Source organism: Brucella ciceri, from assembly GCF_041930145.1.
In the GTDB taxonomy this organism is placed as follows: Bacteria; Pseudomonadota; Alphaproteobacteria; order Rhizobiales; family Rhizobiaceae; genus Brucella; species Brucella intermedia.
The window spans coordinates 161,732-184,984 of record NZ_JBHEEV010000008.1; the positions used below are offsets into that span (position 1 = coordinate 161,732).

The following is a 23,253-nucleotide window of genomic DNA, read 5'->3' on the forward strand; positions in this document are numbered from 1 at the left end:
ACCGGCTCCTGCTCCGGGCATCCCCGCCCGTGACAATGGACAACACTAGACGGCAGGTCTCCTGGCTCGCGAATATCTGCTGTTCATCTGCCTTCCCGCGCTTCTCCGGCGCAGTGGCATGACGCTTTCAACGTCACGAGGATGAACGGCAATCCGCTTACAGTTGCGGGGGCAGCCACGGTCTTGGCCCCTTTTCGGGTCGTCCTCACCGTGTTCCCTATTAATCCCCTTCGCTCTCGGTCGGGGAACCGTCGTTACACTATTACGTTGGCCCGCTGCCGCCGTCAAGCAGGTCTCGACGGCTATTTCCGGCGCGCGATCTTCAAGCGATTCGAAAGCGTGTCACTTAAATTGCGGCCAAACTATTGTCGCATATGCTGGCCTATTGAATTTGTTTTCGCTAATCTCCATGTAGTTTGCTCCTGCTAGGAAAGCGGGACTTTGGGGAGGTCCGCCGCAGGGCGGCAATATATTCCGTTGGGAGGACATATGCGTAGATTTATTCTGGCCCTGACGTCGGTAGCGGCGTTGGCTATGGCAGGCTCTGCTTCCGCAGAAGACTACAAGGTGCTTGCGCCTGCTGCTCCGGGCGGCGGCTGGGACCAGACGGCGCGCACGATGCAGAGCGCGCTTCAGGACGAAAAGATTTCCGGCAGCGTGCAGGTCATCAACGTTCCCGGCGCTGGCGGCACCATCGGCCTTGCGCAGTTCGTGAACCAGAACAAGGGCGATCCGAGCCAGCTGATCGTGGGCGGCTATGTCATGGTCGGCGCGATCCTGACCAACAAATCGCCGGTTACCCTGGAACAGATCACGCCGATTGCCCGCCTTACCGGCGAATATGAAGCCATCGTCGTTCCGGCTTCTTCCGACATCCAGAACATTGGCGACCTTGCCGCGAAGCTCAAGGCCGATCCGGGCTCGGTTTCGTGGGGCGGCGGCTCCGCCGGCGGCACAGACCACATCACCGCAGGCCTTTTTGCCAAGGCCGCAGGCGTCGATCCGACCAAGGTCAACTACATTGCCTTTTCTGGCGGCGGCGAGGCGCTGGCGGCCATTCTCGGCAATCAGGTGACCGTCGGCATTTCCGGTTACGGTGAATTCGAATCGCAGATCAAGGCCGGTACGCTGCGCATCATCGGCATTTCGAGCGACGAGCGCGTGGAAGGCATCGACGCACCGACCTTCAAGGAAGGCGGCGTGGACGTTTCGATCCAGAACTGGCGCATGGTCGGCGCGGCTCCCGGCATCACTGCCGAGCAGGAAGCTGCCATCAATGCCGATATCGAGAAGATGGTGAAGTCGGAATCCTGGCAGAAGGCGCTGAAGGACAAGGGCTGGGCGGATACCTACCTTGCCGGTCCGGCATTCAAGGAGCAGCTTGCCAAGGACGTTGCCGCGACTGAAACCATCCTCAAGGAAATCGGTCTCGTCAAATGACAGGATCAAACCAGCATGAAGAGCGCCGCCCCGAAAGGGCGGCGCCAGACCTCGCTGCACTCGTCATCGCTCTCGTTCTCGCAGCTGTCGCCATCGCCATTGCCTGGTCGACAACCTATGGCAACGATGTGACGAGCTATTCGCCGGTCGGCCCGAAAACCGTTCCCTATGTCGTCGCAGCCGGATTGTTCGGCCTCGCGATCTGGACCGTGTTCGAGGCGCTTCGCGGCGATTTCCCCGAACGTGAGCATCAGGAAATCGGGCCGATGGCCTGGATAATCGGCGGTCTGGCCCTCCAGATGCTGACGATGAAGACTGTCGGCTTTTCCCTGTCCACCGGCCTGCTTTTCGCAGCGACCGCACGCGGCTTCGGCTATCGCAAATTCTGGATCAGCGTTCCCGTGGGCATCGTCTTTGCCTTCGTGATCTGGTTCATCTTTGCACGCGGCCTGCAGCTATCGTTGCCGTCTGGCTGGCTCGAACAATTCGTTTAGAGCATTCCCCGTTTCGGCTGAAACGTCGGAAATGCCCTAAGTCCTCGTGATATCGCATTATCCTACGCAAAACCGCTTCGCGCATTTGCTGGAAATGCATTCTTGTGTTGTCGCATTATCCTACGCAAAACCGCTTCGCACTTTTGCTGGAAATGCTTTCTTGTTTTGTCGCATTATACCACGCAAATCGCTTCGCGCATTTGCTGGAAATGCTTTAAAGGCTGAGTGCCCTCATGGATACTGTCGCACTTCTCGCCAACGGACTTCTGGTGGCGCTTGAACCATCGAATCTTCTTTATGCGCTGATTGGCGTAACACTCGGCACCGCCGTCGGCGTGCTGCCCGGCATCGGCCCGGCACTCACCGTCGCGCTGCTCCTGCCCGTTACCTACAAGCTCGACCCTTCGGGCTCCCTCATCATGTTCGCGGGCATCTATTATGGCGGCATGTATGGCGGTTCGACCACGTCGATCCTGCTCAACACGCCGGGCGAAAGCGCCTCCATCGTCACCGCACTGGAGGGCAACAAGATGGCCCGGGCCGGGCGCGGCGGACCAGCGCTGGCGACAGCCGCCATCGGCTCCTTCATCGCGGGCCTGATAGCCACTCTGGCACTCGCCTTCGTCGCGCCATGGGTCGTGAAATTCGCCCTCTCCTTCGGGCCATCGGAATATTTCGCGCTGATGCTGCTTGCCTTCATGACAGTTTCAGCGGCCTTCGGCGATTCCACACTGCGCGGCCTGACATCCCTGTTCATCGGCCTTGCGCTCGGACTGATCGGCATCGACCAGTTGACCGGTCAGGCGCGTCTCGTCATGGGAACGCCGAACCTGCTCGATGGGATCAATGTCACCACATTGGCAGTCGCGCTGTTCGCTATCGGCGAAACACTCGCAGTCGTGTCGAAGAAGCTTCGGCCAGAAGATGAGGTCATCGCCGTCAAGGGTTCCGTCTGGATGACGAAGAACGACTGGAAACGCTCGTGGATGCCGTGGCTTCGCGGCACCGCAATCGGCTTTCCAATCGGCGCCATGCCAGCGGGCGGCGCCGATGTGTCGAGCTTCCTTTCCTATTCGGCGGAACGGCAGTTCTCGAAACATCCGGAAGAATTCGGCAAAGGTGCAATCGAAGGCGTGGCCGGACCGGAAGCGGCCAACAATGCTTCCGCCGCCGGAACTCTCGTGCCGCTCCTGACGCTGGGCCTGCCCACTACGGCCACGGCTGCAATCATGCTTGCCGGCTTCCAGCAATTCGGCCTGCAGCCGGGCCCCCTCCTCTTTGTGACCAATGCCACGCTGGTTTGGGGTCTGGTGGCGAGCCTTCTCGTCGCCAACCTCATGCTGCTGGTTCTCAACCTGCCCCTCATCGGCCTGTGGGTGAAGATGCTCACCATCCCGCGTCACTGGCTTTATGCGGGCATTCTGGTTTTCGCGACGCTTGGAACAATCGGCGCGAATGCCTCCACCTCGATGCTGTTCGGCCTGCCGGTCTCATTCGAGCTGGGTCTGCTTCTGGCGTTCGGCGTGCTGGGCTATGTGCTGCGGCGCTTCCATTATCCCATCGCGCCGGTTGTCGTTGGTCTGATCCTCGGGCCGATGGCCGAGAAAAGCCTTCGTCAGGCATTGCAGATCAGTCAGGGCAACCCGATGGCCCTGGTACATTCATGGGTATCGATCGTGCTGATCGCGCTTGCGATTGCCGCAGTCGTCGTCCCGATGATCATGCGCCAGCGCGGCAAGGGCGAATTGCTGAGCCAGATGGCGACGGACGAAGACTGAGAAAACAAAAGCCCGGCACTGCCGGGCTTTTTACTCAGATACGCATACGCCTACTTGGATTGCTTAACCCTGGATGCGGCGTAACTGGTCAACGTCGATGCCAAGCGTCTCAAGGTCCTGCGCAGTGGGCTTCTGACCAGCGCGCACAGCGGCAGAGGCACGAACGGCGCTACCGAATTGCGCGAATGCACGACCGAAACGATTATTGAAGCGGGTAAACATTTTTTTCTCCATCGCGGACAGTTCTTCGTCCGCACTCATCAGATGGGGATCGTTCCGCCTGCTTAGAAGATCGCCCTTTGCATGCCAGCCATGCAGTTTCGGCATGTTCCTTTCCACCGGGCTTGATTGCAATCAATGCTGCCGGCTTGCTTGCTTGCGAAGCTCTTTTCAACCCAAAGGAAGGAGCCTTGGAATGTCGAATACCCCCCATACGCTCGGTGAAGAGTTTCCCGGTCAGCTCGAAGCCATCCATGCCCTGAAGGCAAAGAACGCGCGTTTTGCCCAGATTCTGGAAGAATATGATTCAGTGAACGACCGCATCCATCGGGCGGAAACGAAGATAGAACCGGTAAGCCAGGAAGAAGAGACGAACCTGCGCAAGCAGCGTCTTGCCTTGAAGGACCGCATTGCCGAGGCACTCGCCGAAGCCTGACCCATCCCTCAAAGGGATAAGGCCCGACGACAGCTCAGGAGGGCTTGCCCCCGACTTTACAGTCGACTTTGCTGTTGTCCGGGCCGACGGAGTTTTCCATCTTTCCCACCACGATCAGGACAGCGACGGCGATGAACGTCGCCATGATCGCGATATGCCAGAGGCCGAGACCGCTGGCGAGGCCGACGGAAGCTGCGAGCCACATCCCTGCGCCTGTCGTGATACCCGTTATTTTTCCACGTGCGAAAATGATGAAACCGGCCGCCAGAAAGGCAACGCCGCTGGTGATCGCCTCCACGAGACGCGAAGGGTCCATCCGGATATTCTGATCGTTGAATACCGGCACGTTGACGAGTTCCAGCGAGACGATCGTGAAGGTAGCCGAGGCGAGGCAGACGAGCATATGCGTCTTCAGTCCGGCTGGTCGCCTGCGCCATTCCCGTTCAAGGCCAATGATGGACCCGAGCAGGGTTGCCAGCAGCATTCGCGCCAGTACCACCGGCAAACTGACTATATTGTCGTGCGTGAATTCAGCCCAGAATTGTTCCCAGAATTGTTCCATGCCCGATAACGGGCATGGTGGGGTTTGGTTCCGCCGGGATTATTCGCTTACGGCTCACTCGGCCGAAGCCGGAGGAACTGTTTCAGTCGTCGCGGGCGGCAAGGAATTTTCGCCGTTCGGCGTGTTCTCATCGGGAGAAATGACGGCACCGTAGATTTCGACCAGCACCCAGACGGCCAGCGCCGCCGCGATACTGACCAGCAGCACCATGAGAACGGGCTTACCTTCACGTCCTTGCCTTGCCTCAGTCGGGTTGACCTGTTTCATGGATCAAATCCTCCTGTTGGTTGCAGCGGCTTTAAAACTGGCCGCTATAGACCTAATGGAAGGCTGGGAAATTGGTTCCAATTCAGCGAACCGCCACGCAGGCCTTGCGTGGGCGCTTCTCTAAACTCGCAGCTAATATGTGAGGGCAATGGTACGGTCGGTTGGTATAAAACCGCTTCCTTGTACCTTGTTTTTGTTGCGTTATTTTCGTTACACGTCCGAAATTGTAGCACATATTGTTACACAGAATATTGCACGATTTGTAACACGTTGAGGTACGCAATTTAGCATCTTGACTGAAAACTCCAATGAGAACAAAGTAGGAACATATAATGAAAGCAGGAGAAACCTTATGAACGCTCTTGTCCAAAGCTATGACGCCGAAATCGAGGAAGTTCTCGCGTATCACGGCGGAGACGCGCACGCGGCCATTGAGGCGCTCTTGAAAGACCGCGACTTCCTCATTCGTGAAGTAGAGCTATCGCGTCTCGCTGTCACCCATGGCCAGCCTGTCGACCTCTTTAAGAGGGCAGCCTAATGAAAACGTTCCAGGTCGCACTCCCCGAATCTTACGCATTGAAGTTCGCGCGTCGCGAGGTGCATCGCGATGCTGATCGGCTCGGTGCTCGCCTGCCTCACCGCATGGCCCGCAAGTCTGGAGTTGGTTTCTGCGTTTTCAGTTTTCCTACCGAAAGGTGCATGAGCGCATTTATGCGTCGGCATGGCGGTAAGCCGTTTGGTGATGGGAAATGGGAGAAGGTTCTGGTTCGATAAACCCGCGAATGCGCACAGGAAATCCACAGGTGATCCCATAAGTTTCCACAGCGCTGAGTTCGCGATTGACTCTCCTCTCAAACAAGAACATTTTAGGAACATCGGCGGGCGGCGCTGATGAAATCCAGACATGCTTGGTGGCGTGTGTGTCTGCTTCAATGGAGCAGAACAATGAGTACGGTTGCGCAGGAAAATGAATACGACGACGAAATTGAATTGGTTCTCGCCTACCACAAGGGCGATGCGCGAGCCGCGATAGAGGCGCTTCTCAAAGATCGGGATTTTCTCGTTAAAGAGGTCGCCATAGCCAGTATGGCTGTCAGTCATGGCTATACCCGAGGATGGAAGCCGACTGTCTTCGTGAAATGAGCGGCAGATCACGCGGCGAACCGCCGAAAACCCTGATTAATAAGCATTACCCGTTTCAGGTCGTATTGTATCTGACAGACGAATTACGCCAACGGCTTTTGGAAGTGATCGCTGATGAACATCGGCTGGGCGCCTATCACCTGCATGGCTACCAATATCATGAAGGATACCATTTCTCGATCGTGAAATTTGCGACGATGGAAGGCCAGCATGAGTTCATTCGGCTTTATGGCGGCGTGCCTTACGATCCGACGGACAAGAAATCCAAGCCGTGGGAGACGTATTTTGATCGATGAAAATACGACCTCCTTTTCTGCGAGAAATGCCAGCGTCGACACGGATCATGGATCTGGTCCAGTGGTACGAACTATATGGTTATTGCTGTCGCTGCGGACATATCGGATCGGTAGATCGGATGATCCTTCTTCGAAAGTTTGGAACACATACCTTCTTCATCGACCTACATGGACGCCTGAGATGCAAGGCATGCACAGCAAAGGGCGATGCGCAGTTTGGAATTACGAAGATGCCGAGGTGAGAATGGCCGAATACAAGAACGACAACGCCCAGGTTGCGAAAGCCGGAAGCCTGTTTGTGCACTGGTGTGATGCCAAAGGCTGTAAGGAGTGGGGAACCTTTGGTTATAAATTGTCGAATGGCCAGCTATGGTTCTGTCGCGCCCACAAGCAGGAAGGCGAGGATGCGCTGGCTGGACGCCGGAAATAACGGCGCTATTCTCTGCTACGAGGAGGAGCGCATGTGCAATCTATACAACATCACAACGACACATGAGGCCATGCGCCGCCTGTTCCCCAAGTTTGGAGATATGACGAACCGCATCAATCCGCAGATGGATATCTTTCCCGACTATCCAGCGCCAGTTTTGCGGAACATCAAGGGCGATGCGCCAGAGTTAGCAATGCTTCGCTGGGGCATGCCCACGCCTCCGATGTATGTGAAGGGCGAAGCGGACAGCGGGGTAACGAACATCCGCAATCTCACATCGCCTCACTGGCGGCGCTGGCAGAGCGTCGAAAGCCGCTGCGTTGTCCCGGCCACGTCTTTCTCAGAATACGGGCAAGAACCAGACCCGAAGACCAAACGAAAGCCGCTTCACTGGTTCGCTCTCAATGAAGAGAAGCCGCTCTTTGCGTTCGCTGGCATCTGGACAAGCTGGAAAGGCGTGCGGAAGAAGAAGGAAGGACCGGTTGAAGTCGATATCTTCGCGTTCCTGACCACTGAGCCGAATGCAGTGGTGAAGCCGATCCACCCAAAAGCAATGCCGGTCATTCTCCGCACCACGGAAGAAATCGACACATGGCTACGCGCTCCCTGGAACGAAGCCAAGGAAATGCAAAAGCCCCTGCCCGATGCTGATCTGATCGACCTCACGCCGAGTAATGACAACGAGGAAGCGCAGCCGAGTTTGTTTTAGGCGCCACTACAAGTTCGCAATCCCCGCCCTACCTTCGTCAAAAAATGAGGAAGGGTGCTTATGGCGAGTTCAAAGAAAATCTCCGGTCCGAAAAGCGACGGCAAATATCCTGACCGTAATATTGACTGTCAGACAGCAATCGCGTTCCGCGTCGTTGAACTGATCGAGGAAGCTGAAAACTCCGGCTGGACAGCCATCGAAGCCGCGAAAGCTATCCAAGAGGTGTCACGCGGACTGTTCGTCGGACACGCCGGCAAGGATCGAAACGAATAATTGGGAACAACCAGGACGCTGCCCGGTTTTAAAAGGTCTCCGTAAACAAATTCGCGTCGTTAAGAGCCTGCACTGACGCTACCCCGCCTTTTAATGAATAGGCGGGGTTCTTTTTTCTGCGTCCGGGGTTTTGTGATTTGTATTAACGGCTAATAGCGCCCAAGGTTAACTAATAGTTGTGGGGGTTTCTACTAGCGAAAGCTAAAGGGAGACCAAAATGCCGTTTTTTAGCGAAGCGAGCCGCATATATAATCCTATCGAAGTGAATTTCATGCGGAGCTGCTTCAGTCATGCTGCGACCATACTTGAAGAAAGCGACCAAGATTACTCCGCTGCCGACCTGGCATCGTGCACTATCATGCTTTACCATAGCGGGCTCAGAGATCACGCTTATCTCAGTGAGCTATCAGCGCGGTTGGCCCACCAACGGTTCGAAAGACGCCACGAAATCGAACAATGTCCAGCTGCCAACAGCAATGGTCCAAAGCAGACGGCTCGTGCGCAACCCGTTGAATACGATCCACTCGCCTAGGCGGGAACAAAAGATCGAAGGTAGAGTTTCACACGAGACAGACTAACTAACTGCCACAGCGCCAGCGCAGCCTGCACCATACCTGTCGCTGACGCGGCCCTGCCGTTGCTCGTCCCTCGGCAGGGCAAGTTCTTTGGGAGGGGGATATGCCTTGGGGAAAGCCAGTAGACGTCCAGCTTTACGGTATCGGAAAATATCGCGTTGTACCTGACACCCCGACAGCAGCGCGATGTCTGTTGAACGATTGGCCTGAAAGTGGACGCGGAAAAGAATATGAGGAAGCCTTACAGGCTTGTTTGGCCGACCTTGAAGGGCTGCCGAACACTGCCAGAAAATCCTTCGTGAAAGCCGCCAAGGCAGCCGGGCTTACAATCCGGCCCTGCCAGTGGCACTGAGATCGTTCAGGCTATCCGAGACGCTCTGAACGATAGCGCGAGGATGGGTTAGGCCCCCTGTGCCAAGCGCGGCCCGACAGGTCGGTAGATCTGTCGGGCGTATTTTTGAAATACATATTCCACTATCTTTTTGTGCGGAACAAAACCGCCACTTTCCTGTTAAGCCGAAACCCAAAAAGGCCTAGGCTATGACAGAACCCAAAAACCATCATAATAATGCACGGCGAGCATCTCGCGGGATACCAGGAACTCACCAGTCTGCAGAAGCAATCGCCGAATCTTTAAAAGCGCGCTTGATGAAGGCCTTTTCAAATGAGAACGAGGATCAGTTTTCTGAGCTACTTGCACGGCTAGAGCAGGCTGAGAAGGGGCGCCACCATTGAGCGGCTCTTTATGGCGTGCATCTGAGACTTCCCTATTCCCCGCGCGCTCTTCGTCCCGGGACTTTTCTAGATCCGAAACTAAATTCCGCAGTCAAATCGACATCTAATGTTTGAAGGGCAAACCCCTTGATCTAAAATCGAAATCATTATTTCCCTGTAAAAACAACGGAAACATTAAATTGGGTAAGTATTTTGTCATTCAACTTAACCATATCGAATTAATAATTTGACAAAATCACTTAACATCGCTAAAAGACGGCATCGATATTTTCTTGCTGAGCTTTGCTTGCTGCACGATTAGCGCCGTGCGATGAACGAAAACTCCCTTTTAAAAATCGTTTCGTCTCTGCGTTTTTTAAACGCGTCTATCAATATTACTTTGAAAGGGGTTCCAATGAACACTGGCACAGTTAAATGGTTTAATGCAGCAAAAGGCTTTGGTTTCATTCAGCCTGAAAACGGCGGTTTGGATGCGTTTGTTCACATCTCCGCTGTTGAGCGAGCAGGTATGCATACGCTCAGTGAAGGCCAGAAACTGACTTATGATCTTGAACAGGATCGCAAGTCTGGAAAAATGTCCGTTTGTAATTTGCAGGCGGCTTGAATGAAGTTTCTTCTTTCTAGTGACCACGGATGTACTGGCACAATTGGAAGAAGTTGACTTTTGGGGTCGGGCTATTGCCCGACCTTTTTTATTGCTCGGCAAGGGAGCCAACACGAAAGAGAGATTAAAATGAATAACCATGAAGAGAATCTCGGCCTTACCATTCCGAACACTAACTTTAGCGTGGTGAAACATGCTGTTGCTACGCAGCGCGATATTGAAGACGCGCACAAACAGATGTTATCCCCCTCGGAAGATTGGACAAAGCTTTCCAATATACTTAGGCGGTCATGCGGGGGCTCATCGCGAAAACGTTCTTTTCGTAGATAAGCACCCTTAGGATGCGCGTTGCTGGCTACTTTTTCTTCTCGTTTCCAACGCTTTAAGCCTCTGCGCGAAGTATATGATCTTGTTAAGGTCATACATTCGACTGGCCGCGTCTTTCTCTCCGAACCGATAGCAGGCCTTGAAGATATTGCCGAGCGCGAATGACATGCCTTTGTGCTCGATCAGGTCGTTGAGCTCGGTCGCATGCGGTGGTAGCTCGTAGTAGCTTGTGCTGCCGCCGTCGGAGGTGACGGGCGCTGCAGCTGCGCGTAGGCCAAGGTCGGTTAAGTGAACCGGCTCTGGCATGGGCTGCTTTCTAGTATCCAGTTCGCCACGAGCAATCTCACGGTCAATTCGTGCGTCTGGAACCATTAGACACCCTCCCTCACCTTCCGCTTCGGCTCTTCGAACTTCTCAGTCACCGGCCCGCCCGCAAGCAGACCGCGCAGCGCCGACAGCTTATCGCGAACAAGTGGACGAAACCGACGCGCAGCGAACGGAGGATTGTCATATCCGAACTGCGGGCAGATGCCGCGATCGACGCCTTTCAGCCGAACGCCGATGAAACTGCCCTGCGTGTAGTGTTCGAACGGGCCGACCCAGCTTATGGTGTAGACTTCGCCTTCCTTGATCTCCAAGAACTGCTCAAAGCCGACGGAGCTATCGATGCAGACGACTTGATCGCCAACTTTGAACGGGATCATGGCGTCTCCCCGATCATTTCGAGAGCTCTCGTATAGCGCACGCGATGCTCATCATCATCGCCATAGGTGCGCAGATTATCGCGCAGGTCTGCGATTTTGACCGGTCGCGCAATAGGATTGGAGCAGGCTCTTTTCACAAAGACGAAGTAATCTTCGTCATCGCGCCGAGTTATCGCGTTCAGAGCGAGCACGATGTCGTCATCAAAGCCGAACGAATAGATATCGTTCAGGGAGGTATTCGTGTGCTCGATCATGTCGTGCATAACTGCGAGGATCTGCGTTTCGCGCGTCTCTTGAGCCATCATGACGCGCAGCGGATGCAGAATGTACGGATCGCCGTTGTCGCACTTCTGATCCATATGCGCCGCTGCTGCTACCGCAATTGCTGTTTCAAGGTTACTCATGGTTTTCTCCTGCAAGGACGGCTGTCTTGATACGGTGTCGATATTTACGAAATGCACTCGTCTTACCGTCAGGATAACCAGCGATCGAACCATAAGTGCCAGCCACATCCGCGCAACGCTGACGCTCTGCGAGGATGGCGCGGGCGATAGCCAAGACGTTAACCTCGAACGATCCGAAGTTCACTTCGCTATCTGCTACTGTTCTGGCGGTCGCCATGATGTCTTCTGGAATCGTCACGCCGCATCCCTCCAAGCCCCTAACCGCCGAAATTCTACCGGCACGCCATGGCTACACGCTCGCGCCGTTCCTTCCGCCATGCCTCGACTCATACCGAAGTCTTCATAGACAACGCATTTCTCCGCCACCCGATACCATGCAAGGCCAGCCTCAATGCCGAGTCCTCGCTCATCAGGCCGCATATCATCCAGCACTTGCGTGTGCAGTAGATGACTCGCAATCGGCGCTTCGCCCCGGCGCAAGCTGTCCTGAAGGCAAGCGCGAGCATAATCGGTGTTGCGCGCAACGTCGCCACTATAGGGGCTTTCGATGATGACGAGCGGCTTGTGGGCAGTTGGCAGGTTGTCGTTATAAGGTTTTGGCAGGTGACTTATAACCTTCCCGCCCGCCCTCATCTGCCGTCCTTCAACAGCCGCTCGCGCAGCGCGGTCTTCTGCTTCTTCAAGCATGTTCTCTCCTCGTGTTTGTGGTGAAAGCGCCGCTTGGTGGGCGGCGCGGTGGTCAGGCTGCCGCACGGCTGGGCTTGTTATCATTCGCGGCCACCGGCATACGCGCGGCGCCCTGGACCATTTCGGGCCGTAGCGTCAGCCGGGAAACTTCACCGTGTAGCTTCGAGTAGGTGATAACCTTCGCCGATCTGCCTGAAAGCCAGCCCCCGCCAGCAGCATATGCGTCTGGAGCCGCCAGCGTTTCGTGGCGCTCGACATACATCAGTCCGGACTTGCGCCCTTCGTCGGAATGCAAATGGCCGATGTGCGCATAGGCATATTTGCTCCGGCCGTACATTTCTCGAAACATGCCAGCCAGCGTCGCATCGACATTATTGACGCCTCGTTTGTGGCCATGGTGTGCGAATATAGCTGTCTTGCCCCACTCGTAGGCGTAATAAAGGCTGGGCGAGTTATCGACGGTGATGCGGGGCTCGTTCTCATACATCGCTGCCAGCATTTCCCGCAGCCACGCCGATGAGGCCGGATCGTGATTGCCCTGTGCCATTATGATGTGCACGTGCTGATACTTTTGCAGCAACATGTCAATGACGCGCCGAACGGTCCGGATGATGACGCGAATTATCTTCTGCAGGCGTGAGTCCGAATCTAGAACGTGCTTGCTGGCGGGCGTGACCGTTTCCATGCTGTCGTAATGGGCAAGATCGCCGAGCTGCGCCAGCACGGCGGTATGTGCGTCAGGCGCAAGATCAATCGCGGCAGCGAACCAGTCCGTAACAAGCTGCTCTGCAATCTCGATATCGTAATCAGCGCCCGTTTCTTCACGCCATGCCAGCATGCCGAAATGGGCATCCGTTAAGCAGAAGAAGTTGAGCAACTCCGCATTAGTGCCTCGCGGAGCGGGCATAATGCTGACGCGCGGTAGGCTTTCGGACAAGGCGGCCACCATGGCATCGAGCGCCGCACGCTGTGCGCTGGCATCCGACCGCTCCATAATGTGCTGGGTAATCACCCGGCCTTCGGCATTGACGAGCGTTGTCTTGCCTTTGACAGCAAGGCCTGCAGTCGGCTCATAAACTGGACCAGCCTCTTTCGTCTGGCGCACGTAAGTGCCGTTCGGCGTCTCGGTCAGGCTTTTGATCGCATAGCCGGGCAATGTCGGTGACGGACCCAGCAGCCCAATCTCAGCGGCCCGCTTAATGCTGTCGTGAAATGCCGACTTCTTTATGCCAAGCGCCGCCGCAGCCTTAACCAGCGTGCCGTGCTCGCGGTAAGCCTCCGCTCGGCGCAGGAGTTCTTCGTGTGAAAGGCGCGCACCCGCGCCCTGTCTGTCATGGGACATACAGTCTCCTCCTGTTTGGTTTGGTAGCCGTGGTGAGCGGCGCAAATGGAAGGATGGAATGTCTCGATAAATGTGGTGTTAATGGAGGCGGAATATCCGACGATTTACTGCAAAGACTTGCCGTGTATCGGCATACCGAATACGTTCTAATCCCTACGATACAGCGACGGTGCCAACGATGGAACTTAAAGATTTCGTAAAAGAAACCCTCAATCAGATTCTCGATGGTATCGCGTCCGCGCAAGAAAGCGAACTAGGTGAAAACATTAACGCTGCACACGCTTTCAGCGAGAGCGGCAATCTATTCCAAAGTAAATTTGGAACATTCACGCGCGTTGATTTTGAAGTGGCAGTCACTGCGGAAAGTGCGAAAGAAGGAAAAGCCTCGATCGCCGTATGGAGCATTGGAGGCAGTGGCGGTCTATCAGAAAAAGAAAACAGCGTCAGTCGGATAAAATTTAGCGTACCACTGCGACTCCCCGACGGTGACCAAAAGAGAAAGCAGGACCACGAGGCTAAGAAGAATGCCGACTTGCGACAATTGCGAAGCAGACGCCGTGGTCCGGCCGGTATTGTTTAACTGCGGCTGTTTCGGCACAAACGAATGATGATTAAACCACCCCCCTTTGAAACTCTGACCGTTACTAAAATCCAAGCAGCGATAAATCAGATTGAGACGGCAATTGCTGCGATGGAGGGAGGCCGATTTGATGTTGCGATCACTCTTTCTGGCGCGGCAGAAGGTATGTTGCCAGATCCACCAAATGAGATGCACACCTTTAATCATTTGCTCGACTGCCTACCGGGTGACAGAAGCAGGAAAGAATGGATAGCCATTCTAAATATGGAGCGAGACTGGCTTAAGCACAGGACCGATCGTCTCCCTGGACAAATCGAAATTGATTTATTCGACGTTGGTTGGAGTATAGTGCGGGCTTGCGTTCGAGTAGACGCCGAATATTGGACGACGAGGATGGAAGGATTCAGGATTTGGTTCCTGGAGTATCAAAAGGAAATTGGCCGATCTGGACGAAAAGGGCGGCCTTACAACTCGCTGTCCGAAACTTAACCCCGTTCCGTCCTCCCCGCCACGAGATATTGCCGACGCCCTGCCTACCAGCTACAAGCGCGCATGATTTCAATTTCTTGGTGGGTTGCCGCCCTCGTCTATATGTCAATCTACTGGCCGATTACCGTGATGATAGCGGCGGCTATAGTCATGACGGCGTTCTTGGGAACGAACAGCGTGGGATGGCGCGCCTTCTGGAGCGGCCTGGCAATCCTGATCGTGGCGCCGGTGATCTGGTTCTACACGCTTGCATAAATAAGAACTCCGGCTGGCATGCACGCCTCCCTGCCGTCATCCGCATAAATCATTGAAACGCTGCAAATCCGTATAGTAAGTTAAGCATCTGGGCAGGGCGTGATTCATTTAGGTAGGAGATTCGCCCATGTCGCCGAAGCTTAAAGCCGCCCTCGTCGGCGTAATAATTGCTGTCGTTGTAGGCTTCGCAGCGTCGCAAGGCTTGATTAGTCAGCAGACGGCAGAAGAGATCAAGGCGAAGACCAACGAGGTTCTGGCTGAGGAGCCAGCCACCACCCCTCAGCAGCCAGCGCCAACGGAAGCCTCGCAGCCGCAGCCTACCGCAACTCAAGGGCAATAGTCGGTTACGTCCTGCTCCTTGTTTTAGGCTGCATCAGATTATCAATCCGCTCGGTGAGCCCGTCGATACGGTGCGCAACACTTTCGATTGCCCGCATGATCTGGGAGGTCTGTTCCTGCATGCCGGCCTTTGTGGCAAAGGTTTCTGCCGCGCGCAGCTTGTAGTCGGAAAGCTCTTGCCGCGTCAGGCTGGCAAGTGCGGTCGCAGCTTCGGCTTTCGCCGCATTGCGGGCCTCGGCTTTCGCGATCTGGCTTTCGACGTACTTCCAAAGCCCGAACAGGAAGCCCATCAGCATTACGATAAAGCCGACAACGGCCATGATTTCAGCGCCGGTCATCCAATAATCCCCCTTGCTGCCACGCCCAGCCACAGGCAGGCCAGCCACCATTTACCACTCAAGGCCGCACCCCGCACAGCTTTTCCAGTTTTGTGTTCTCCGCGAGGATCTGGCGCTTCGTGCCGTCAGTCAGACTGTCCTCGACGCTCGGGCGGACCGGCCGCGCTACGTCGCAGTAGCTACCGGCCGTCACGCATCCACCGAGACAAAGCAGCGTCAACATCACCGCCGCCAAGCTTGCTCGTTTCATCTTCGATCTTCCTTGCATTGTTGACGGCCTTGAGCCGGTCTGCGGTGGCGGCAGAAGAGTTGTCCACTCTGCCCTTGAGATAAGCGCCCGCCAGAATCGCAAGGGCCGCAGCGATTGCCACGGCCCAGCCAGTGATCTTGGAGCGGAGGGTTAGGAGCCAGGTCATGTCGGCACTCCTGTCAACAGCATCGAGGCAGTTTTGTCGCGTTCGCGGCGGATCAAATAACCATCGCGCGTCTCGGTGATTCCCTGAGCGAAGGTCAGCTTGGCGTCGTGCCATTCCTGTGTCTTGCCGCCATATTGAACGACCGCAGTTTCGGCTTCTGTGTCGTATTCGATCACCACCGTTATCTTGCTCACGCCGCCGCCCTCTTCAGTTCGAGCCGTCCGCTCTTCCAGAGCCAGAAGCCCGCGCCTGCTGCGACCAGCAGAAGCGCGACCGTTGCGAACGCCCACGGGTTACTCACCGCACCGATAAGGCCGGTAACAAGCGTGCCGCCCGTGCCGGCAACGATCGTCTGGACGGTCTTATCCTGTAGCAGCGGCACGTCGTCAGGCTTGGCGTCTTCCGCCTTGGCAGGTTTCATTTCGCGAGCTGCCCCGAGGCTGTCGAGGAAGTTGCGGTAGTAACCGGCAATGAGGCTGGCCTTATCGCTGCCGTTGACGATAGCGCGGGCGCCTACAGGGTCTTCCTTGCCGCCGTCGAAAAAGTCAGCAAGCCTCTTGCCAGTGAACTTGCCGTTGATCATCCCGTCGAACAGGATGCGGATAGCCGTGGCCATCTCCAGCGCGGCGTCGGGGTTATCGCCAAGGCCGTACTTCTTATAGTTGTCTTTGCCGGTGATCATCGCCAGTCCGCGACCGCGGAACCGCCAGCCGTCGTTTGCGCCGGTATTGCCCATCCTGCCGCCGTAGACCTTGTTAGCCAAGGCCTGCGGGTTACGCACATAAGGCTGGGCGCTCTGCACAGCGGAGAAGCGCGACGGCCAGACCTGCCTGATGCGTGCCGCACTGGTGTAGTTCAGGTTTTCCTCGATCGGCTGCATCTTGCCGCCAGTCTCATGAAATGCCGTCGCGAGCACATAAGCCGTCTGCTCGTCCAGCAGGCCTCGGCGCTCTGCCTCGGCCAGAATTGCCGACGTGCCGTCGACCTGCGCTTGGCTCAAGCGCCCGCCAAAAGGCGCGCGCCTCGCATACGCGAAGAACGTTGTTTTGTTCATGGGGATGTCCTGTATTGGAGTTGGCAGCTCAATCGGTGCTATGCGCGCACGGTTCGTTCTGAGGCGTAATGCCAATTGATCGAACGGAAGCGCCGCCCGTTCGTTATTCCGATGCCGTTAATCTGATCATCGGAGGAATGGCTATGATTAGAAATGGTTTCGACATGCGCCGGGAAAGCAACATGACGTGGTGCGTCTATGACGTATTCAACGGCGAGATTGTCTCTATCGATGGCCACAAACAGTCCGGTCTCAGCGAGAGTGATGCCAAGGAGGCCGTCGATTTGCTGAACCGGAAGTATATCGAGCGCCACCAGGAATGCGGGTCTGGTCGACTGCCTTGAAGACATCACGGGATCATGCGCTTTGTTAGCGTAATTGAGCCACAAGCCAGTGTTCACCGGCGACGAGGCGCTGTACAAACCCGCCGGTAATTGGCGGGCGATATGAACCACTGAATGTTGGATAGACAATGTACAAATCTGCAGCTTTGTCAGCACTGATAACCGTATTGGCCTCCTCTCTTCCTGTACATGCACAAAGCATAGAAATCGGCCCAAATGGCATCCGCTTATTAGAACCCGAAAGTGATCGCCCGCGGTATCGCGAGGATATCAGCGAACGTCGTGCAGCGCGCATCGCTCAGAGAGAAGGTATGGACGAAATCGACAGCGTCTCACGTAGACGCAATGTCTACATCGTCCGCGGAGTGGACCGTTACGATGATGAAATGCGGGTAGTCATCGACCGGTATTCAGGCGAGGTATTGCAAGTTCGCTGACAAACAGCCCCGGCTAGTCCGGGGTTTTTCTTGAGGACTCTTACGTCGATGGGTTGCCTGACGAACGAGCAAGGGGCATTACCGCCTGACCCCTTCCCCAAGACAAAGGTAGTTCAGCAAATGCTAGTAAGATGGTCCGGCTTCGGAATGGTATCGGTTTTTGTACTAATCGCAGGGATGCTGGGAGCGACTTTCCTGCTGCGGCCCTATTTCATGCAGAGCATGGCGCTTCATCCAGCCGCTTACGTCGCCAACGGTATCGGTCTAATCGTCGGCGCTGCTGCAAACCTTTTTCTGGTTGCAGTTTTCAGAAAGATTTCCGCCGAAACGTATCATAGCTTCATGGGCATCAGCATGATTGGTTGGTCAGTCATCGGCTTAGTCGGCGGGGCTGCGCTCGCGGCTTACGGCTGGACGCTGTAACCCGTCAGGCGCAGGTTACATTTGCGCGGACCCCGGTGATCGCGACACGGCACCGGGGTTTTCTTTCGGCTGCATACGGATTGTTTACAATCTAACTTCTAAATGTCTACTGGGCGCTTATCGTTGCTTTCAGCTAGATTTCCCAAGGCGCCTGCCCCGGTTAATGAAACCTTGCCGGGGCTTTCCATTTGAATGAACATTCTCGCTCCTCTTGGGTTAGCCCTTAAGGAGGTACCAATGGGCTCATTCATTTACGGTCACATCGAATGGATATTCTGGGCTTTCATGGCGCTAGCTGCTGCCATCGTTATAACAGTCTTCTTTTATTATGACGGGAACGGAAACCGACGTTGAAAAAACCGCACCGCATGCAGGGCGGATCGTCAGGTTTTCGGTATCGGTTAGGCAAGTGAGAGAAGCTCAGCCGCCCTTTCTTCTCCGAATAAATCCGTCGCCATCTGAACGAGCAGAGGCCAAAACTCATGATCGGAGCGGAAGGTGCTTGCGGTCAGAAAGATTTGCCGGGTGCGGAACGGCTGAGTTGCCATCGCCGCGTTGACCTGTTCCGCCTCGGCATCAGTCATGCGCTCCCAGAGCGTGACGGCGGGTATGACCACAACCGACGGACTTTCAATGGCCTCCGGTGGCGGCGGAGTTGTAAGCGTGCCGTCCGGTGTTTGCCACAACGCAATACGCCGTGCATCTGCCCATTGTTCGTCGGTAACAGGAACCGCATCCAATGGAATATCAGAGTTCCGGTTTCCGTCTTCGGTCGGCGGATAAGTCACCTCGTCATAATAGAAGAGCGGGAAACCTTCCGGGCCGAACTTGATGAATTTGTACTACATGAATGCTCCTTAGATCAAAAAGCCCGTGGCGAAGTTTCTGAAGGCCTGCATCATCGGATTGCCTTGTACAGCGTCCAGAACGAGCTTGAACTGGACGGTTCCACCTGCGGCAAGCTGGAGTGCTGCGGAAAGGGTACCGGCGCGATAATACTGCTGCACACTCTGCGGGTTCATGGGATAAACCATTTCAGAATAGACGCTGCCATTGACGAATATCTGGACGATAAACTGCCCTCCGTATCCGCCCCCCATCGTCGTACCCATGGAAAAGAAATACATTCCGGCTTCGGGAGCCGTGAACGTTCCGCCACTCCAGCAATTGCCAACGTTCAGAGGAGATGCCGTGAAGCTGAGATTGGTCGTGCCGTTATAAACCAGCTGATTGGCAGCCAGATGGGCTTTGAAAACTGGTTTACCTGCGCTGATTGTTCCACGCATCGCGGGTACTGTCTGATCATCGAGAAGCGTTCGTGCAGCGGACGTCAATGGCGTGAGCGCCGCACTATCGTCAGCATTAAAATATGGCATCTGGTTTGCTGAGGCCGTGCCAGACAAGTTCATAAGTGCAGTCGCTGCGGCAGTGATGTCGGATAACTGGATATCCGCGTTCGCGTCCGTTCGCAGGAACTTGTTAGCCGCAAGCGCGACCGCTTTAAGTGCTCCATCTGCATCCGTCTGCAATATCTGGCGCGCCGCCAACGTCAGCGCCGCCAGCTTGTCGAGACTGCCGTTCGGGTCTTGAATGCCCAATTCTGACTTATCAATCAGGTCATAAAGACCAGCAACGTTGCCAATGAGAAGCTTACCATCCTCAACTCCGATATCGGCAATACCGCGCAGAATGCCATTGGCGAGAAGATTGATCAGCATCGTGCTTTTCGCAGAAAACCTGGCATTGTCCGGCTGGTAGCGCATCCGGTAGGCGAAGGTGCCACTTGCTCCAGGCCATGGTTCCGTGAATTGTCCTGCCGTGTTGGACAGTATCAGCGGATCGTCATCTGATGTACCGGCGATCACTCCGGTGAAGCCTTGCAGAAGGACGGTATCACCTTCCCGAAACGCTGCACTTCTCCAGAGTGTATTGGTGCCGGTGAAATCCACCGAGCCATTTGTGACGGTGATCGTGCCATCGGTATAGTCCGATAGAACAGCCATGAGTTACCTCCCCGCGCTGTTCACGCGGTTTCTTTCGGTTAGATTTTGATGATGGTCAGCGCTTCCAAACGAGCGCCCGGATAGTCCCGGAGAACGCGCTTACGATGGGAATACCGGTGCCCGCATAGCGGAGTTCGTAATTATTGTTCCCGCTGACCGCGCTCGTGTCGATCATGGTGATGTAGTCTGAGAATGTCGCGCCATTGGACGAAGGCGATTGCGCCGAGGCCACCGTTACCCCAGTTGTGACATTGATCAGGCTGATGGTGACAGACGAGTTTGACGAGCTTGTCCACGTGATCGACCAGCCGAAAGTGATCAGACAGGTATTCCCCTGCGGATTGATCGTCAGAAGACTACAGGCCGGGGTGTTCTGATTGCCGGGGTTGGGTGATGATCCAGAAGCATTGAAGACTTGTGTCACAGACCCAAAGTCCAGATTGCTGGTTTTCACCTGCAAGTTGCCAATCTTCGCGGAAGTGATTGCAGCATCCCCGATTTGGGCAGTGCCGATCTGGACATTGACGATCTTCGCCCAATCCATGACGAAGCCTTCGCCGTACATGACGTTGTTCTGGATGACGAAGGGCTTGAAGAACTCCGTGCCGTTCGAGAACACGATCTGTTCGGCTATCAGGGCAATACGCGCCTGGGTGCTGGTCACATCAAGGAAGAGGCCGGCGCTCTTGTAGCTATCGTTTGTTCCACCGCGCACTTCCATTCCAATCCGGGAGTTCCAGCCGCTCGGTGCCGCATAAGTCCCCATACGGAAAGTCGCGTTCGCAGACACTTCACCGATATTGGACGATAGCTGAGTGATGAGGTTGGCTTGCGCCGCAACATCATCCTCGACGCCATCGACACGGACTTGCAGCAACTGAATAATGCTTGCACCGGTATTGTCCCAGAGCTGGGCATTAATCCGTGTCAGCTGCTGGCCAATGGCACTGTTTGGCCCGGTGGCGACGAAAATGGCTTCCTCCCACTGTGCCTGAGCGCTGCCGAATGTGCTTTCCAGCCGACGAACCAGCATCTGTCGGTCTTCGTAGCTGTTGGCATGGTTGTCAGCGATCTGCGTCACCAACTCCTGACTGAGCCGGATCAACTCGCGAACCTGCGGCCCGATCCAGCCGAGATAACCCTTCAGGTCATCGGCCAGTCCTTCATAACCGATAGGGTTCTGATCGCCTTGGGCGTTCAGGGTGCGGAACAGCTTCGCCGCCGACCAAGCAACAGACCGCCCATTATCGACGCGCAACCGGGTGCGTACAAACCAGTCTGTGAGTGAGGTCAGACCTTCGACAAGAAGAACGTTGGTCACATCTGACGTGACAAACCGCGTAAAGACCTGCGTTGGGTCATTGGCAGGCCAGTATTCGATGTTCACGCCAATGACCGAGATATCGTCAATGCTGTCCCAGAGCAGGCGAGCGCCGGGAAGCTCACCCTGTCCATCCGCAACAACGAGCGTGGGGATAACAAAGAAGTTCTGCACCTCGGCCAGATATTGCGGCGGCGGAACAACGATAATGACAGGAGGGTCAGTTTCGTAAGCCGTCGGGTCAAAAACGCCGTTGCTGATCTGTTGCAACGCAATCGAGATGTCGCGAGCGCCGTCGGTATTGATCCCGCCAAGCTGCCGCGTCAGAACCTGATATGTCCGGTCGCCATACTTGGCACTGTTCCAGCGAACCCACCGGCCTTCCTTGATCGTATCAAGGAATTTTGGATGGACGACGATTTCAGCCGATGCCTGATAACGAGCGCCACGAATGGCAATATCTGCAAGCCTGTCCACCTGCCGAACATCGGTGACGGCAGCGTAAGGAATGGCGCTGGCTAGCGTTTCACGATCTTCGGCGAGTGCTCCTTCATCGATACGGGTTGCCGCATCCTTGGTTTCGTAGAAGTCATCCGGCGAGACATAGGAAGCCGCGACAGTGTTGATGAGTTCGGTACGCTTGCGTTTGGCACTGAACCGCAACGGTGCACCGCGCTTGATATCGTCGTCTGTGATGGTTGCAACGATGGCCTGCGGAGCACCAGCAATCGGAAACTCGCCCTCAACACGCTCCACCCACGAGCCACACATGGCTTCAAGGATCGGCGTCAGGTTTGCGTCGTGGTTCGCGCCGGGGCCGTCCTTGGCAATCGCATGGGAGCGATATCGCCTCGAGCCGTCCGGCATGGTTTCGTCGCAGATGTTCGCAGCCTGGGTATATTCCGCCAACGGCAGGCGACTTGCGCGAACAGCCTTGCCGACCATGCGCTGCGAGCCGTTGAAAAAACCGCGCTCCAGATTGTAGATCTGTACGACCGGATTATCGGAATATTCCCACGTGCTCTGATCGTCCCAGCGATGCGCGCCTGATCCGCCCATCGTGCTGTCTTTGCGCCAGTCGTAAAGCGGCGCACCGACGACTTCGAACAACAGCTTTGCCGGTGAAGTCAGGCCGTCGCCGTTCTTGCGAAGCTCGGAAAACACGACGGCATAGGCAACGCCTGCACCACGATGGTTTGCAGTCCACCGGCCAGCCGGGCGCGCATTGTTGATCAGCGTCGGCTCTGCCTGCTGATCCATCGTGCCGTAGAAAAACTTGACGCGGACATTATCGTGATCGTCGCCGCTTGTTCCTTCATTCGGCACAAGCCAGTAGCCGTTGGCGTCCTGCTGGCTCAAGATGCGCCATTGGCCATTGTATCGAACACGCGGAACAGCCGTGATGCGGAAGCTCGACAGAACGAACACGTCCTGTATCAGACGCCCACCCGACCCGTAGCTGTTGCGGTAAATGTGATGGCCTTCAGTCGCGCAGGTACCGAGAATGACCGAGCGCGGGATATTGGCGCCGTACTGGGTTTCAAGTTCCGATGCGCGGCTCTGGGTCTTCGGAGGGAAAAGCGCATTGACCGCATATTTGAGTGCAATGCCAAAGGCGGTCTGCGCGATACCGGCGAGGATCGGGCTTGCAGCAGCCCATGCCGCCACGCTCGACACAAGACCGCCAATCGCGGTGAAGATAGGCGCTAGAAATGGCATGCGACAGCCTCTATCGGGCGCAACAAAAAAGGTCCGCCGCTGGCAGACCTTCAAAAGCGCAAATTGTCGAAGTGGTTACAGGCCGACCTTGTAGGCCTGCTCGATGTCGG

35 protein-coding genes and 1 riboswitch are annotated in these 23,253 nt (G+C 55.7%); of the genes, 19 read left to right on the forward strand and 16 right to left on the reverse strand.

Annotated elements, in window-relative coordinates; genetic code table 11:
• Window positions 1-34: 34 nt before the first annotated feature.
• Window positions 35-268: riboswitch (cobalamin riboswitch) on the reverse strand.
• 221 nt (window positions 269-489) lie between these two features.
• The 3 genes from JNC63_RS16670 (at window position 490) to JNC63_RS16680 (ending at window position 3,712) form a co-directional block, all read left to right on the forward strand.
• A complete protein-coding gene (locus JNC63_RS16670) occupies window positions 490-1,440 on the forward strand; it encodes a Bug family tripartite tricarboxylate transporter substrate binding protein (RefSeq protein WP_006471974.1) in 951 nt (316 codons plus the stop codon).
• Window positions 1,437-1,934: a tripartite tricarboxylate transporter TctB family protein gene (locus tag JNC63_RS16675; protein WP_063621134.1), complete on the forward strand. Its 498-nt coding sequence runs from the start codon at window positions 1,437-1,439 to the stop codon at window positions 1,932-1,934. Before JNC63_RS16670 ends, JNC63_RS16675 begins: the two co-directional genes overlap by 4 nt.
• Before the next feature lie 233 nt (window positions 1,935-2,167).
• Window positions 2,168-3,712, forward strand: coding sequence for a tripartite tricarboxylate transporter permease (locus JNC63_RS16680; RefSeq protein ID WP_006469180.1), 1,545 nt, complete (start codon window positions 2,168-2,170; stop codon window positions 3,710-3,712).
• Between the two features lie 63 nt (window positions 3,713-3,775).
• On the opposite strand, the gene JNC63_RS16685 is transcribed toward JNC63_RS16680, so the two are convergent.
• Window positions 3,776-4,039 (reverse strand): hypothetical protein, encoded by a 264-nt coding sequence (locus JNC63_RS16685; RefSeq protein WP_063621136.1) that lies wholly within the window; start codon window positions 4,037-4,039, stop codon window positions 3,776-3,778.
• 88 nt (window positions 4,040-4,127) lie between these two features.
• On the opposite strand from JNC63_RS16685, the gene JNC63_RS16690 reads away from it, so the two are divergent.
• Window positions 4,128-4,367: an HP1242/YdcH family protein gene (locus JNC63_RS16690; protein WP_006471972.1), complete on the forward strand. Its 240-nt coding sequence runs from the start codon at window positions 4,128-4,130 to the stop codon at window positions 4,365-4,367.
• Between the two features lie 34 nt (window positions 4,368-4,401).
• Here JNC63_RS16690 and JNC63_RS16695 read toward each other — a convergent pair whose 3' ends face one another.
• Together JNC63_RS16695 and JNC63_RS16700 are read right to left on the reverse strand one after the other, a co-directional pair.
• The gene (locus JNC63_RS16695; RefSeq protein WP_006469183.1) at window positions 4,402-4,929 is read right to left on the reverse strand and encodes an MgtC/SapB family protein; all 528 of its coding nucleotides are present in this window, start codon (window positions 4,927-4,929) and stop codon (window positions 4,402-4,404) included.
• 54 nt (window positions 4,930-4,983) lie between these two features.
• Window positions 4,984-5,196, reverse strand: a complete 213-nt coding sequence (locus JNC63_RS16700; protein ID WP_063621138.1) for a hypothetical protein — start codon at window positions 5,194-5,196, stop codon at window positions 4,984-4,986.
• Between the two features lie 352 nt (window positions 5,197-5,548).
• Between JNC63_RS16700 and JNC63_RS16705 the strand changes: the two genes are divergently transcribed.
• The 8 genes from JNC63_RS16705 (at window position 5,549) to JNC63_RS16740 (ending at window position 9,961) form a co-directional block, all read left to right on the forward strand.
• A complete protein-coding gene (locus tag JNC63_RS16705) occupies window positions 5,549-5,734 on the forward strand; it encodes a hypothetical protein (protein ID WP_063621140.1) in 186 nt (61 codons plus the stop codon).
• Between the two features lie 407 nt (window positions 5,735-6,141).
• Window positions 6,142-6,339: a hypothetical protein gene (locus JNC63_RS16710; RefSeq protein WP_063882901.1), complete on the forward strand. Its 198-nt coding sequence runs from the start codon at window positions 6,142-6,144 to the stop codon at window positions 6,337-6,339.
• Complete coding sequence (locus tag JNC63_RS16715) at window positions 6,312-6,635, forward strand: hypothetical protein (protein ID WP_043715022.1); 324 nt, start codon at window positions 6,312-6,314, stop codon at window positions 6,633-6,635. Before JNC63_RS16710 ends, JNC63_RS16715 begins: the two co-directional genes overlap by 28 nt.
• Window positions 6,636-6,879: 244 nt before the next feature.
• Complete coding sequence (locus tag JNC63_RS16720) at window positions 6,880-7,065, forward strand: hypothetical protein (protein ID WP_025089967.1); 186 nt, start codon at window positions 6,880-6,882, stop codon at window positions 7,063-7,065.
• 31 nt (window positions 7,066-7,096) lie between these two features.
• A complete protein-coding gene (locus JNC63_RS16725; RefSeq protein ID WP_025089966.1) occupies window positions 7,097-7,774 on the forward strand; it encodes an SOS response-associated peptidase in 678 nt (225 codons plus the stop codon).
• Between the two features lie 60 nt (window positions 7,775-7,834).
• Window positions 7,835-8,047, forward strand: coding sequence for a hypothetical protein (locus JNC63_RS16730; RefSeq protein ID WP_006471965.1), 213 nt, complete (start codon window positions 7,835-7,837; stop codon window positions 8,045-8,047).
• 678 nt (window positions 8,048-8,725) lie between these two features.
• The gene (locus JNC63_RS16735; protein ID WP_080697271.1) at window positions 8,726-8,974 is read left to right on the forward strand and encodes a DUF982 domain-containing protein; all 249 of its coding nucleotides are present in this window, start codon (window positions 8,726-8,728) and stop codon (window positions 8,972-8,974) included.
• Between the two features lie 777 nt (window positions 8,975-9,751).
• Window positions 9,752-9,961: a cold-shock protein gene (locus JNC63_RS16740; protein ID WP_100652643.1), complete on the forward strand. Its 210-nt coding sequence runs from the start codon at window positions 9,752-9,754 to the stop codon at window positions 9,959-9,961.
• Between the two features lie 336 nt (window positions 9,962-10,297).
• On the opposite strand, the gene JNC63_RS16745 is transcribed toward JNC63_RS16740, so the two are convergent.
• From JNC63_RS16745 to JNC63_RS16770, 6 genes are read right to left on the reverse strand one after another with little or no spacing between them, the layout of a single operon-like run.
• On the reverse strand, window positions 10,298-10,660 hold the full coding sequence (locus JNC63_RS16745; RefSeq protein ID WP_100652639.1) for a hypothetical protein: 363 nt from the start codon (window positions 10,658-10,660) through the stop codon (window positions 10,298-10,300).
• Window positions 10,660-10,992 carry a hypothetical protein gene (locus JNC63_RS16750; RefSeq protein WP_374846507.1) on the reverse strand — a complete coding sequence of 111 codons (333 nt, stop codon included), beginning with the start codon at window positions 10,990-10,992 and terminating at the stop codon, window positions 10,660-10,662. Before JNC63_RS16750 ends, JNC63_RS16745 begins: the two co-directional genes overlap by 1 nt.
• Window positions 10,989-11,396, reverse strand: a complete 408-nt coding sequence (locus JNC63_RS16755) for a GTP pyrophosphokinase (RefSeq protein ID WP_374846509.1) — start codon at window positions 11,394-11,396, stop codon at window positions 10,989-10,991. Before JNC63_RS16755 ends, JNC63_RS16750 begins: the two co-directional genes overlap by 4 nt.
• Window positions 11,389-11,634 (reverse strand): hypothetical protein, encoded by a 246-nt coding sequence (locus JNC63_RS16760; RefSeq protein WP_374846511.1) that lies wholly within the window; start codon window positions 11,632-11,634, stop codon window positions 11,389-11,391. Before JNC63_RS16760 ends, JNC63_RS16755 begins: the two co-directional genes overlap by 8 nt.
• A complete protein-coding gene (locus tag JNC63_RS16765; RefSeq protein ID WP_374846513.1) occupies window positions 11,631-12,083 on the reverse strand; it encodes a DUF7768 domain-containing protein in 453 nt (150 codons plus the stop codon). The genes JNC63_RS16760 and JNC63_RS16765 overlap by 4 nt, the downstream gene beginning before the upstream one ends.
• 52 nt (window positions 12,084-12,135) lie before the next feature.
• Window positions 12,136-13,425: an oxidoreductase gene (locus tag JNC63_RS16770; protein ID WP_374846514.1), complete on the reverse strand. Its 1,290-nt coding sequence runs from the start codon at window positions 13,423-13,425 to the stop codon at window positions 12,136-12,138.
• A gap of 178 nt (window positions 13,426-13,603) precedes the next feature.
• On the opposite strand from JNC63_RS16770, the gene JNC63_RS16775 reads away from it, so the two are divergent.
• The 4 genes from JNC63_RS16775 (at window position 13,604) to JNC63_RS16790 (ending at window position 15,089) form a co-directional block, all read left to right on the forward strand.
• Complete coding sequence (locus JNC63_RS16775; RefSeq protein ID WP_374846516.1) at window positions 13,604-14,005, forward strand: hypothetical protein; 402 nt, start codon at window positions 13,604-13,606, stop codon at window positions 14,003-14,005.
• A gap of 24 nt (window positions 14,006-14,029) precedes the next feature.
• The gene (locus JNC63_RS16780) at window positions 14,030-14,494 is read left to right on the forward strand and encodes a hypothetical protein (protein WP_374846517.1); all 465 of its coding nucleotides are present in this window, start codon (window positions 14,030-14,032) and stop codon (window positions 14,492-14,494) included.
• 63 nt (window positions 14,495-14,557) lie between these two features.
• Window positions 14,558-14,749, forward strand: a complete 192-nt coding sequence (locus tag JNC63_RS16785) for a hypothetical protein (protein WP_259698250.1) — start codon at window positions 14,558-14,560, stop codon at window positions 14,747-14,749.
• A gap of 127 nt (window positions 14,750-14,876) precedes the next feature.
• Window positions 14,877-15,089, forward strand: a complete 213-nt coding sequence (locus tag JNC63_RS16790) for a hypothetical protein (RefSeq protein ID WP_374846518.1) — start codon at window positions 14,877-14,879, stop codon at window positions 15,087-15,089.
• Between the two features lie 4 nt (window positions 15,090-15,093).
• On the opposite strand, the gene JNC63_RS16795 is transcribed toward JNC63_RS16790, so the two are convergent.
• The 4 genes from JNC63_RS16795 to JNC63_RS16810 all read right to left on the reverse strand — a co-directional run bounded on the left by JNC63_RS16795 (window position 15,094) and on the right by JNC63_RS16810 (window position 16,896).
• On the reverse strand, window positions 15,094-15,426 hold the full coding sequence (locus tag JNC63_RS16795; protein WP_374846519.1) for a hypothetical protein: 333 nt from the start codon (window positions 15,424-15,426) through the stop codon (window positions 15,094-15,096).
• Window positions 15,427-15,605: 179 nt separating this feature from the next.
• The gene (locus tag JNC63_RS16800; protein WP_374846521.1) at window positions 15,606-15,842 is read right to left on the reverse strand and encodes a hypothetical protein; all 237 of its coding nucleotides are present in this window, start codon (window positions 15,840-15,842) and stop codon (window positions 15,606-15,608) included.
• Window positions 15,839-16,036, reverse strand: coding sequence for a hypothetical protein (locus JNC63_RS16805; protein WP_374846523.1), 198 nt, complete (start codon window positions 16,034-16,036; stop codon window positions 15,839-15,841). Before JNC63_RS16805 ends, JNC63_RS16800 begins: the two co-directional genes overlap by 4 nt.
• Window positions 16,033-16,896, reverse strand: coding sequence for a chitinase (locus JNC63_RS16810; protein ID WP_374846524.1), 864 nt, complete (start codon window positions 16,894-16,896; stop codon window positions 16,033-16,035). Before JNC63_RS16810 ends, JNC63_RS16805 begins: the two co-directional genes overlap by 4 nt.
• 68 nt (window positions 16,897-16,964) lie before the next feature.
• Between JNC63_RS16810 and JNC63_RS16815 the strand changes: the two genes are divergently transcribed.
• From JNC63_RS16815 to JNC63_RS16825, 3 genes are all read left to right on the forward strand, one after another.
• Window positions 16,965-17,240, forward strand: coding sequence for a hypothetical protein (locus tag JNC63_RS16815; RefSeq protein ID WP_374846525.1), 276 nt, complete (start codon window positions 16,965-16,967; stop codon window positions 17,238-17,240).
• A 128-nt stretch (window positions 17,241-17,368) separates the two neighbouring features.
• Entirely contained in the window at window positions 17,369-17,677 is a 309-nt protein-coding gene (locus tag JNC63_RS16820) for a hypothetical protein (RefSeq protein ID WP_081255586.1), read from the forward strand.
• Window positions 17,678-17,824: 147 nt separating this feature from the next.
• Window positions 17,825-18,100 carry a hypothetical protein gene (locus tag JNC63_RS16825; RefSeq protein ID WP_025089950.1) on the forward strand — a complete coding sequence of 92 codons (276 nt, stop codon included), beginning with the start codon at window positions 17,825-17,827 and terminating at the stop codon, window positions 18,098-18,100.
• 401 nt (window positions 18,101-18,501) lie between these two features.
• Here JNC63_RS16825 and JNC63_RS16830 read toward each other — a convergent pair whose 3' ends face one another.
• The 3 genes from JNC63_RS16830 to JNC63_RS16840 all read right to left on the reverse strand — a co-directional run bounded on the left by JNC63_RS16830 (window position 18,502) and on the right by JNC63_RS16840 (window position 23,143).
• The gene (locus tag JNC63_RS16830; RefSeq protein ID WP_374846526.1) at window positions 18,502-18,888 is read right to left on the reverse strand and encodes a hypothetical protein; all 387 of its coding nucleotides are present in this window, start codon (window positions 18,886-18,888) and stop codon (window positions 18,502-18,504) included.
• Window positions 18,889-18,957: 69 nt separating this feature from the next.
• Window positions 18,958-20,103, reverse strand: a complete 1,146-nt coding sequence (locus JNC63_RS16835) for a hypothetical protein (protein ID WP_374846528.1) — start codon at window positions 20,101-20,103, stop codon at window positions 18,958-18,960.
• A gap of 55 nt (window positions 20,104-20,158) precedes the next feature.
• A complete protein-coding gene (locus tag JNC63_RS16840; RefSeq protein WP_374846530.1) occupies window positions 20,159-23,143 on the reverse strand; it encodes a phage tail protein in 2,985 nt (994 codons plus the stop codon).
• Window positions 23,144-23,253: the final 110 nt, after the last annotated feature.

Excerpts from the sequence above, each read along its gene's own strand:
- JNC63_RS16670 (WP_006471974.1), top strand. The coding sequence starts at position 490 with ATGCGTAGATTTATTCTGGCCCTGACGTCGGTAGCGGCGTTGGCTATG.
- JNC63_RS16675 (WP_063621134.1), top strand. The coding sequence starts at position 1,437 with ATGACAGGATCAAACCAGCATGAAGAGCGCCGCCCCGAAAGGGCGGCG.
- JNC63_RS16680 (WP_006469180.1), top strand. The coding sequence starts at position 2,168 with ATGGATACTGTCGCACTTCTCGCCAACGGACTTCTGGTGGCGCTTGAA.
- JNC63_RS16685 (WP_063621136.1), bottom strand. The coding sequence starts at position 4,039 with ATGCCGAAACTGCATGGCTGGCATGCAAAGGGCGATCTTCTAAGCAGG.
- JNC63_RS16690 (WP_006471972.1), top strand. The coding sequence starts at position 4,128 with ATGTCGAATACCCCCCATACGCTCGGTGAAGAGTTTCCCGGTCAGCTC.
- JNC63_RS16695 (WP_006469183.1), bottom strand. The coding sequence starts at position 4,929 with ATGGAACAATTCTGGGAACAATTCTGGGCTGAATTCACGCACGACAAT.
- JNC63_RS16700 (WP_063621138.1), bottom strand. The coding sequence starts at position 5,196 with ATGAAACAGGTCAACCCGACTGAGGCAAGGCAAGGACGTGAAGGTAAG.
- JNC63_RS16705 (WP_063621140.1), top strand. The coding sequence starts at position 5,549 with ATGAACGCTCTTGTCCAAAGCTATGACGCCGAAATCGAGGAAGTTCTC.
- JNC63_RS16710 (WP_063882901.1), top strand. The coding sequence starts at position 6,142 with ATGAGTACGGTTGCGCAGGAAAATGAATACGACGACGAAATTGAATTG.
- JNC63_RS16715 (WP_043715022.1), top strand. The coding sequence starts at position 6,312 with ATGGAAGCCGACTGTCTTCGTGAAATGAGCGGCAGATCACGCGGCGAA.
- JNC63_RS16720 (WP_025089967.1), top strand. The coding sequence starts at position 6,880 with ATGGCCGAATACAAGAACGACAACGCCCAGGTTGCGAAAGCCGGAAGC.
- JNC63_RS16725 (WP_025089966.1), top strand. The coding sequence starts at position 7,097 with ATGTGCAATCTATACAACATCACAACGACACATGAGGCCATGCGCCGC.
- JNC63_RS16730 (WP_006471965.1), top strand. The coding sequence starts at position 7,835 with ATGGCGAGTTCAAAGAAAATCTCCGGTCCGAAAAGCGACGGCAAATAT.
- JNC63_RS16735 (WP_080697271.1), top strand. The coding sequence starts at position 8,726 with ATGCCTTGGGGAAAGCCAGTAGACGTCCAGCTTTACGGTATCGGAAAA.
- JNC63_RS16740 (WP_100652643.1), top strand. The coding sequence starts at position 9,752 with ATGAACACTGGCACAGTTAAATGGTTTAATGCAGCAAAAGGCTTTGGT.
- JNC63_RS16745 (WP_100652639.1), bottom strand. The coding sequence starts at position 10,660 with ATGGTTCCAGACGCACGAATTGACCGTGAGATTGCTCGTGGCGAACTG.
- JNC63_RS16750 (WP_374846507.1), bottom strand. The coding sequence starts at position 10,992 with ATGATCCCGTTCAAAGTTGGCGATCAAGTCGTCTGCATCGATAGCTCC.
- JNC63_RS16755 (WP_374846509.1), bottom strand. The coding sequence starts at position 11,396 with ATGAGTAACCTTGAAACAGCAATTGCGGTAGCAGCAGCGGCGCATATG.
- JNC63_RS16765 (WP_374846513.1), bottom strand. The coding sequence starts at position 12,083 with ATGCTTGAAGAAGCAGAAGACCGCGCTGCGCGAGCGGCTGTTGAAGGA.
- JNC63_RS16770 (WP_374846514.1), bottom strand. The coding sequence starts at position 13,425 with ATGTCCCATGACAGACAGGGCGCGGGTGCGCGCCTTTCACACGAAGAA.
- JNC63_RS16775 (WP_374846516.1), top strand. The coding sequence starts at position 13,604 with ATGGAACTTAAAGATTTCGTAAAAGAAACCCTCAATCAGATTCTCGAT.
- JNC63_RS16780 (WP_374846517.1), top strand. The coding sequence starts at position 14,030 with ATGATGATTAAACCACCCCCCTTTGAAACTCTGACCGTTACTAAAATC.
- JNC63_RS16785 (WP_259698250.1), top strand. The coding sequence starts at position 14,558 with ATGATTTCAATTTCTTGGTGGGTTGCCGCCCTCGTCTATATGTCAATC.
- JNC63_RS16790 (WP_374846518.1), top strand. The coding sequence starts at position 14,877 with ATGTCGCCGAAGCTTAAAGCCGCCCTCGTCGGCGTAATAATTGCTGTC.
- JNC63_RS16795 (WP_374846519.1), bottom strand. The coding sequence starts at position 15,426 with ATGACCGGCGCTGAAATCATGGCCGTTGTCGGCTTTATCGTAATGCTG.
- JNC63_RS16800 (WP_374846521.1), bottom strand. The coding sequence starts at position 15,842 with ATGACCTGGCTCCTAACCCTCCGCTCCAAGATCACTGGCTGGGCCGTG.
- JNC63_RS16810 (WP_374846524.1), bottom strand. The coding sequence starts at position 16,896 with ATGAACAAAACAACGTTCTTCGCGTATGCGAGGCGCGCGCCTTTTGGC.
- JNC63_RS16815 (WP_374846525.1), top strand. The coding sequence starts at position 16,965 with ATGCCAATTGATCGAACGGAAGCGCCGCCCGTTCGTTATTCCGATGCC.
- JNC63_RS16820 (WP_081255586.1), top strand. The coding sequence starts at position 17,369 with ATGTACAAATCTGCAGCTTTGTCAGCACTGATAACCGTATTGGCCTCC.
- JNC63_RS16825 (WP_025089950.1), top strand. The coding sequence starts at position 17,825 with ATGGTATCGGTTTTTGTACTAATCGCAGGGATGCTGGGAGCGACTTTC.
- JNC63_RS16835 (WP_374846528.1), bottom strand. The coding sequence starts at position 20,103 with ATGGCTGTTCTATCGGACTATACCGATGGCACGATCACCGTCACAAAT.
- JNC63_RS16840 (WP_374846530.1), bottom strand. The coding sequence starts at position 23,143 with ATGCCATTTCTAGCGCCTATCTTCACCGCGATTGGCGGTCTTGTGTCG.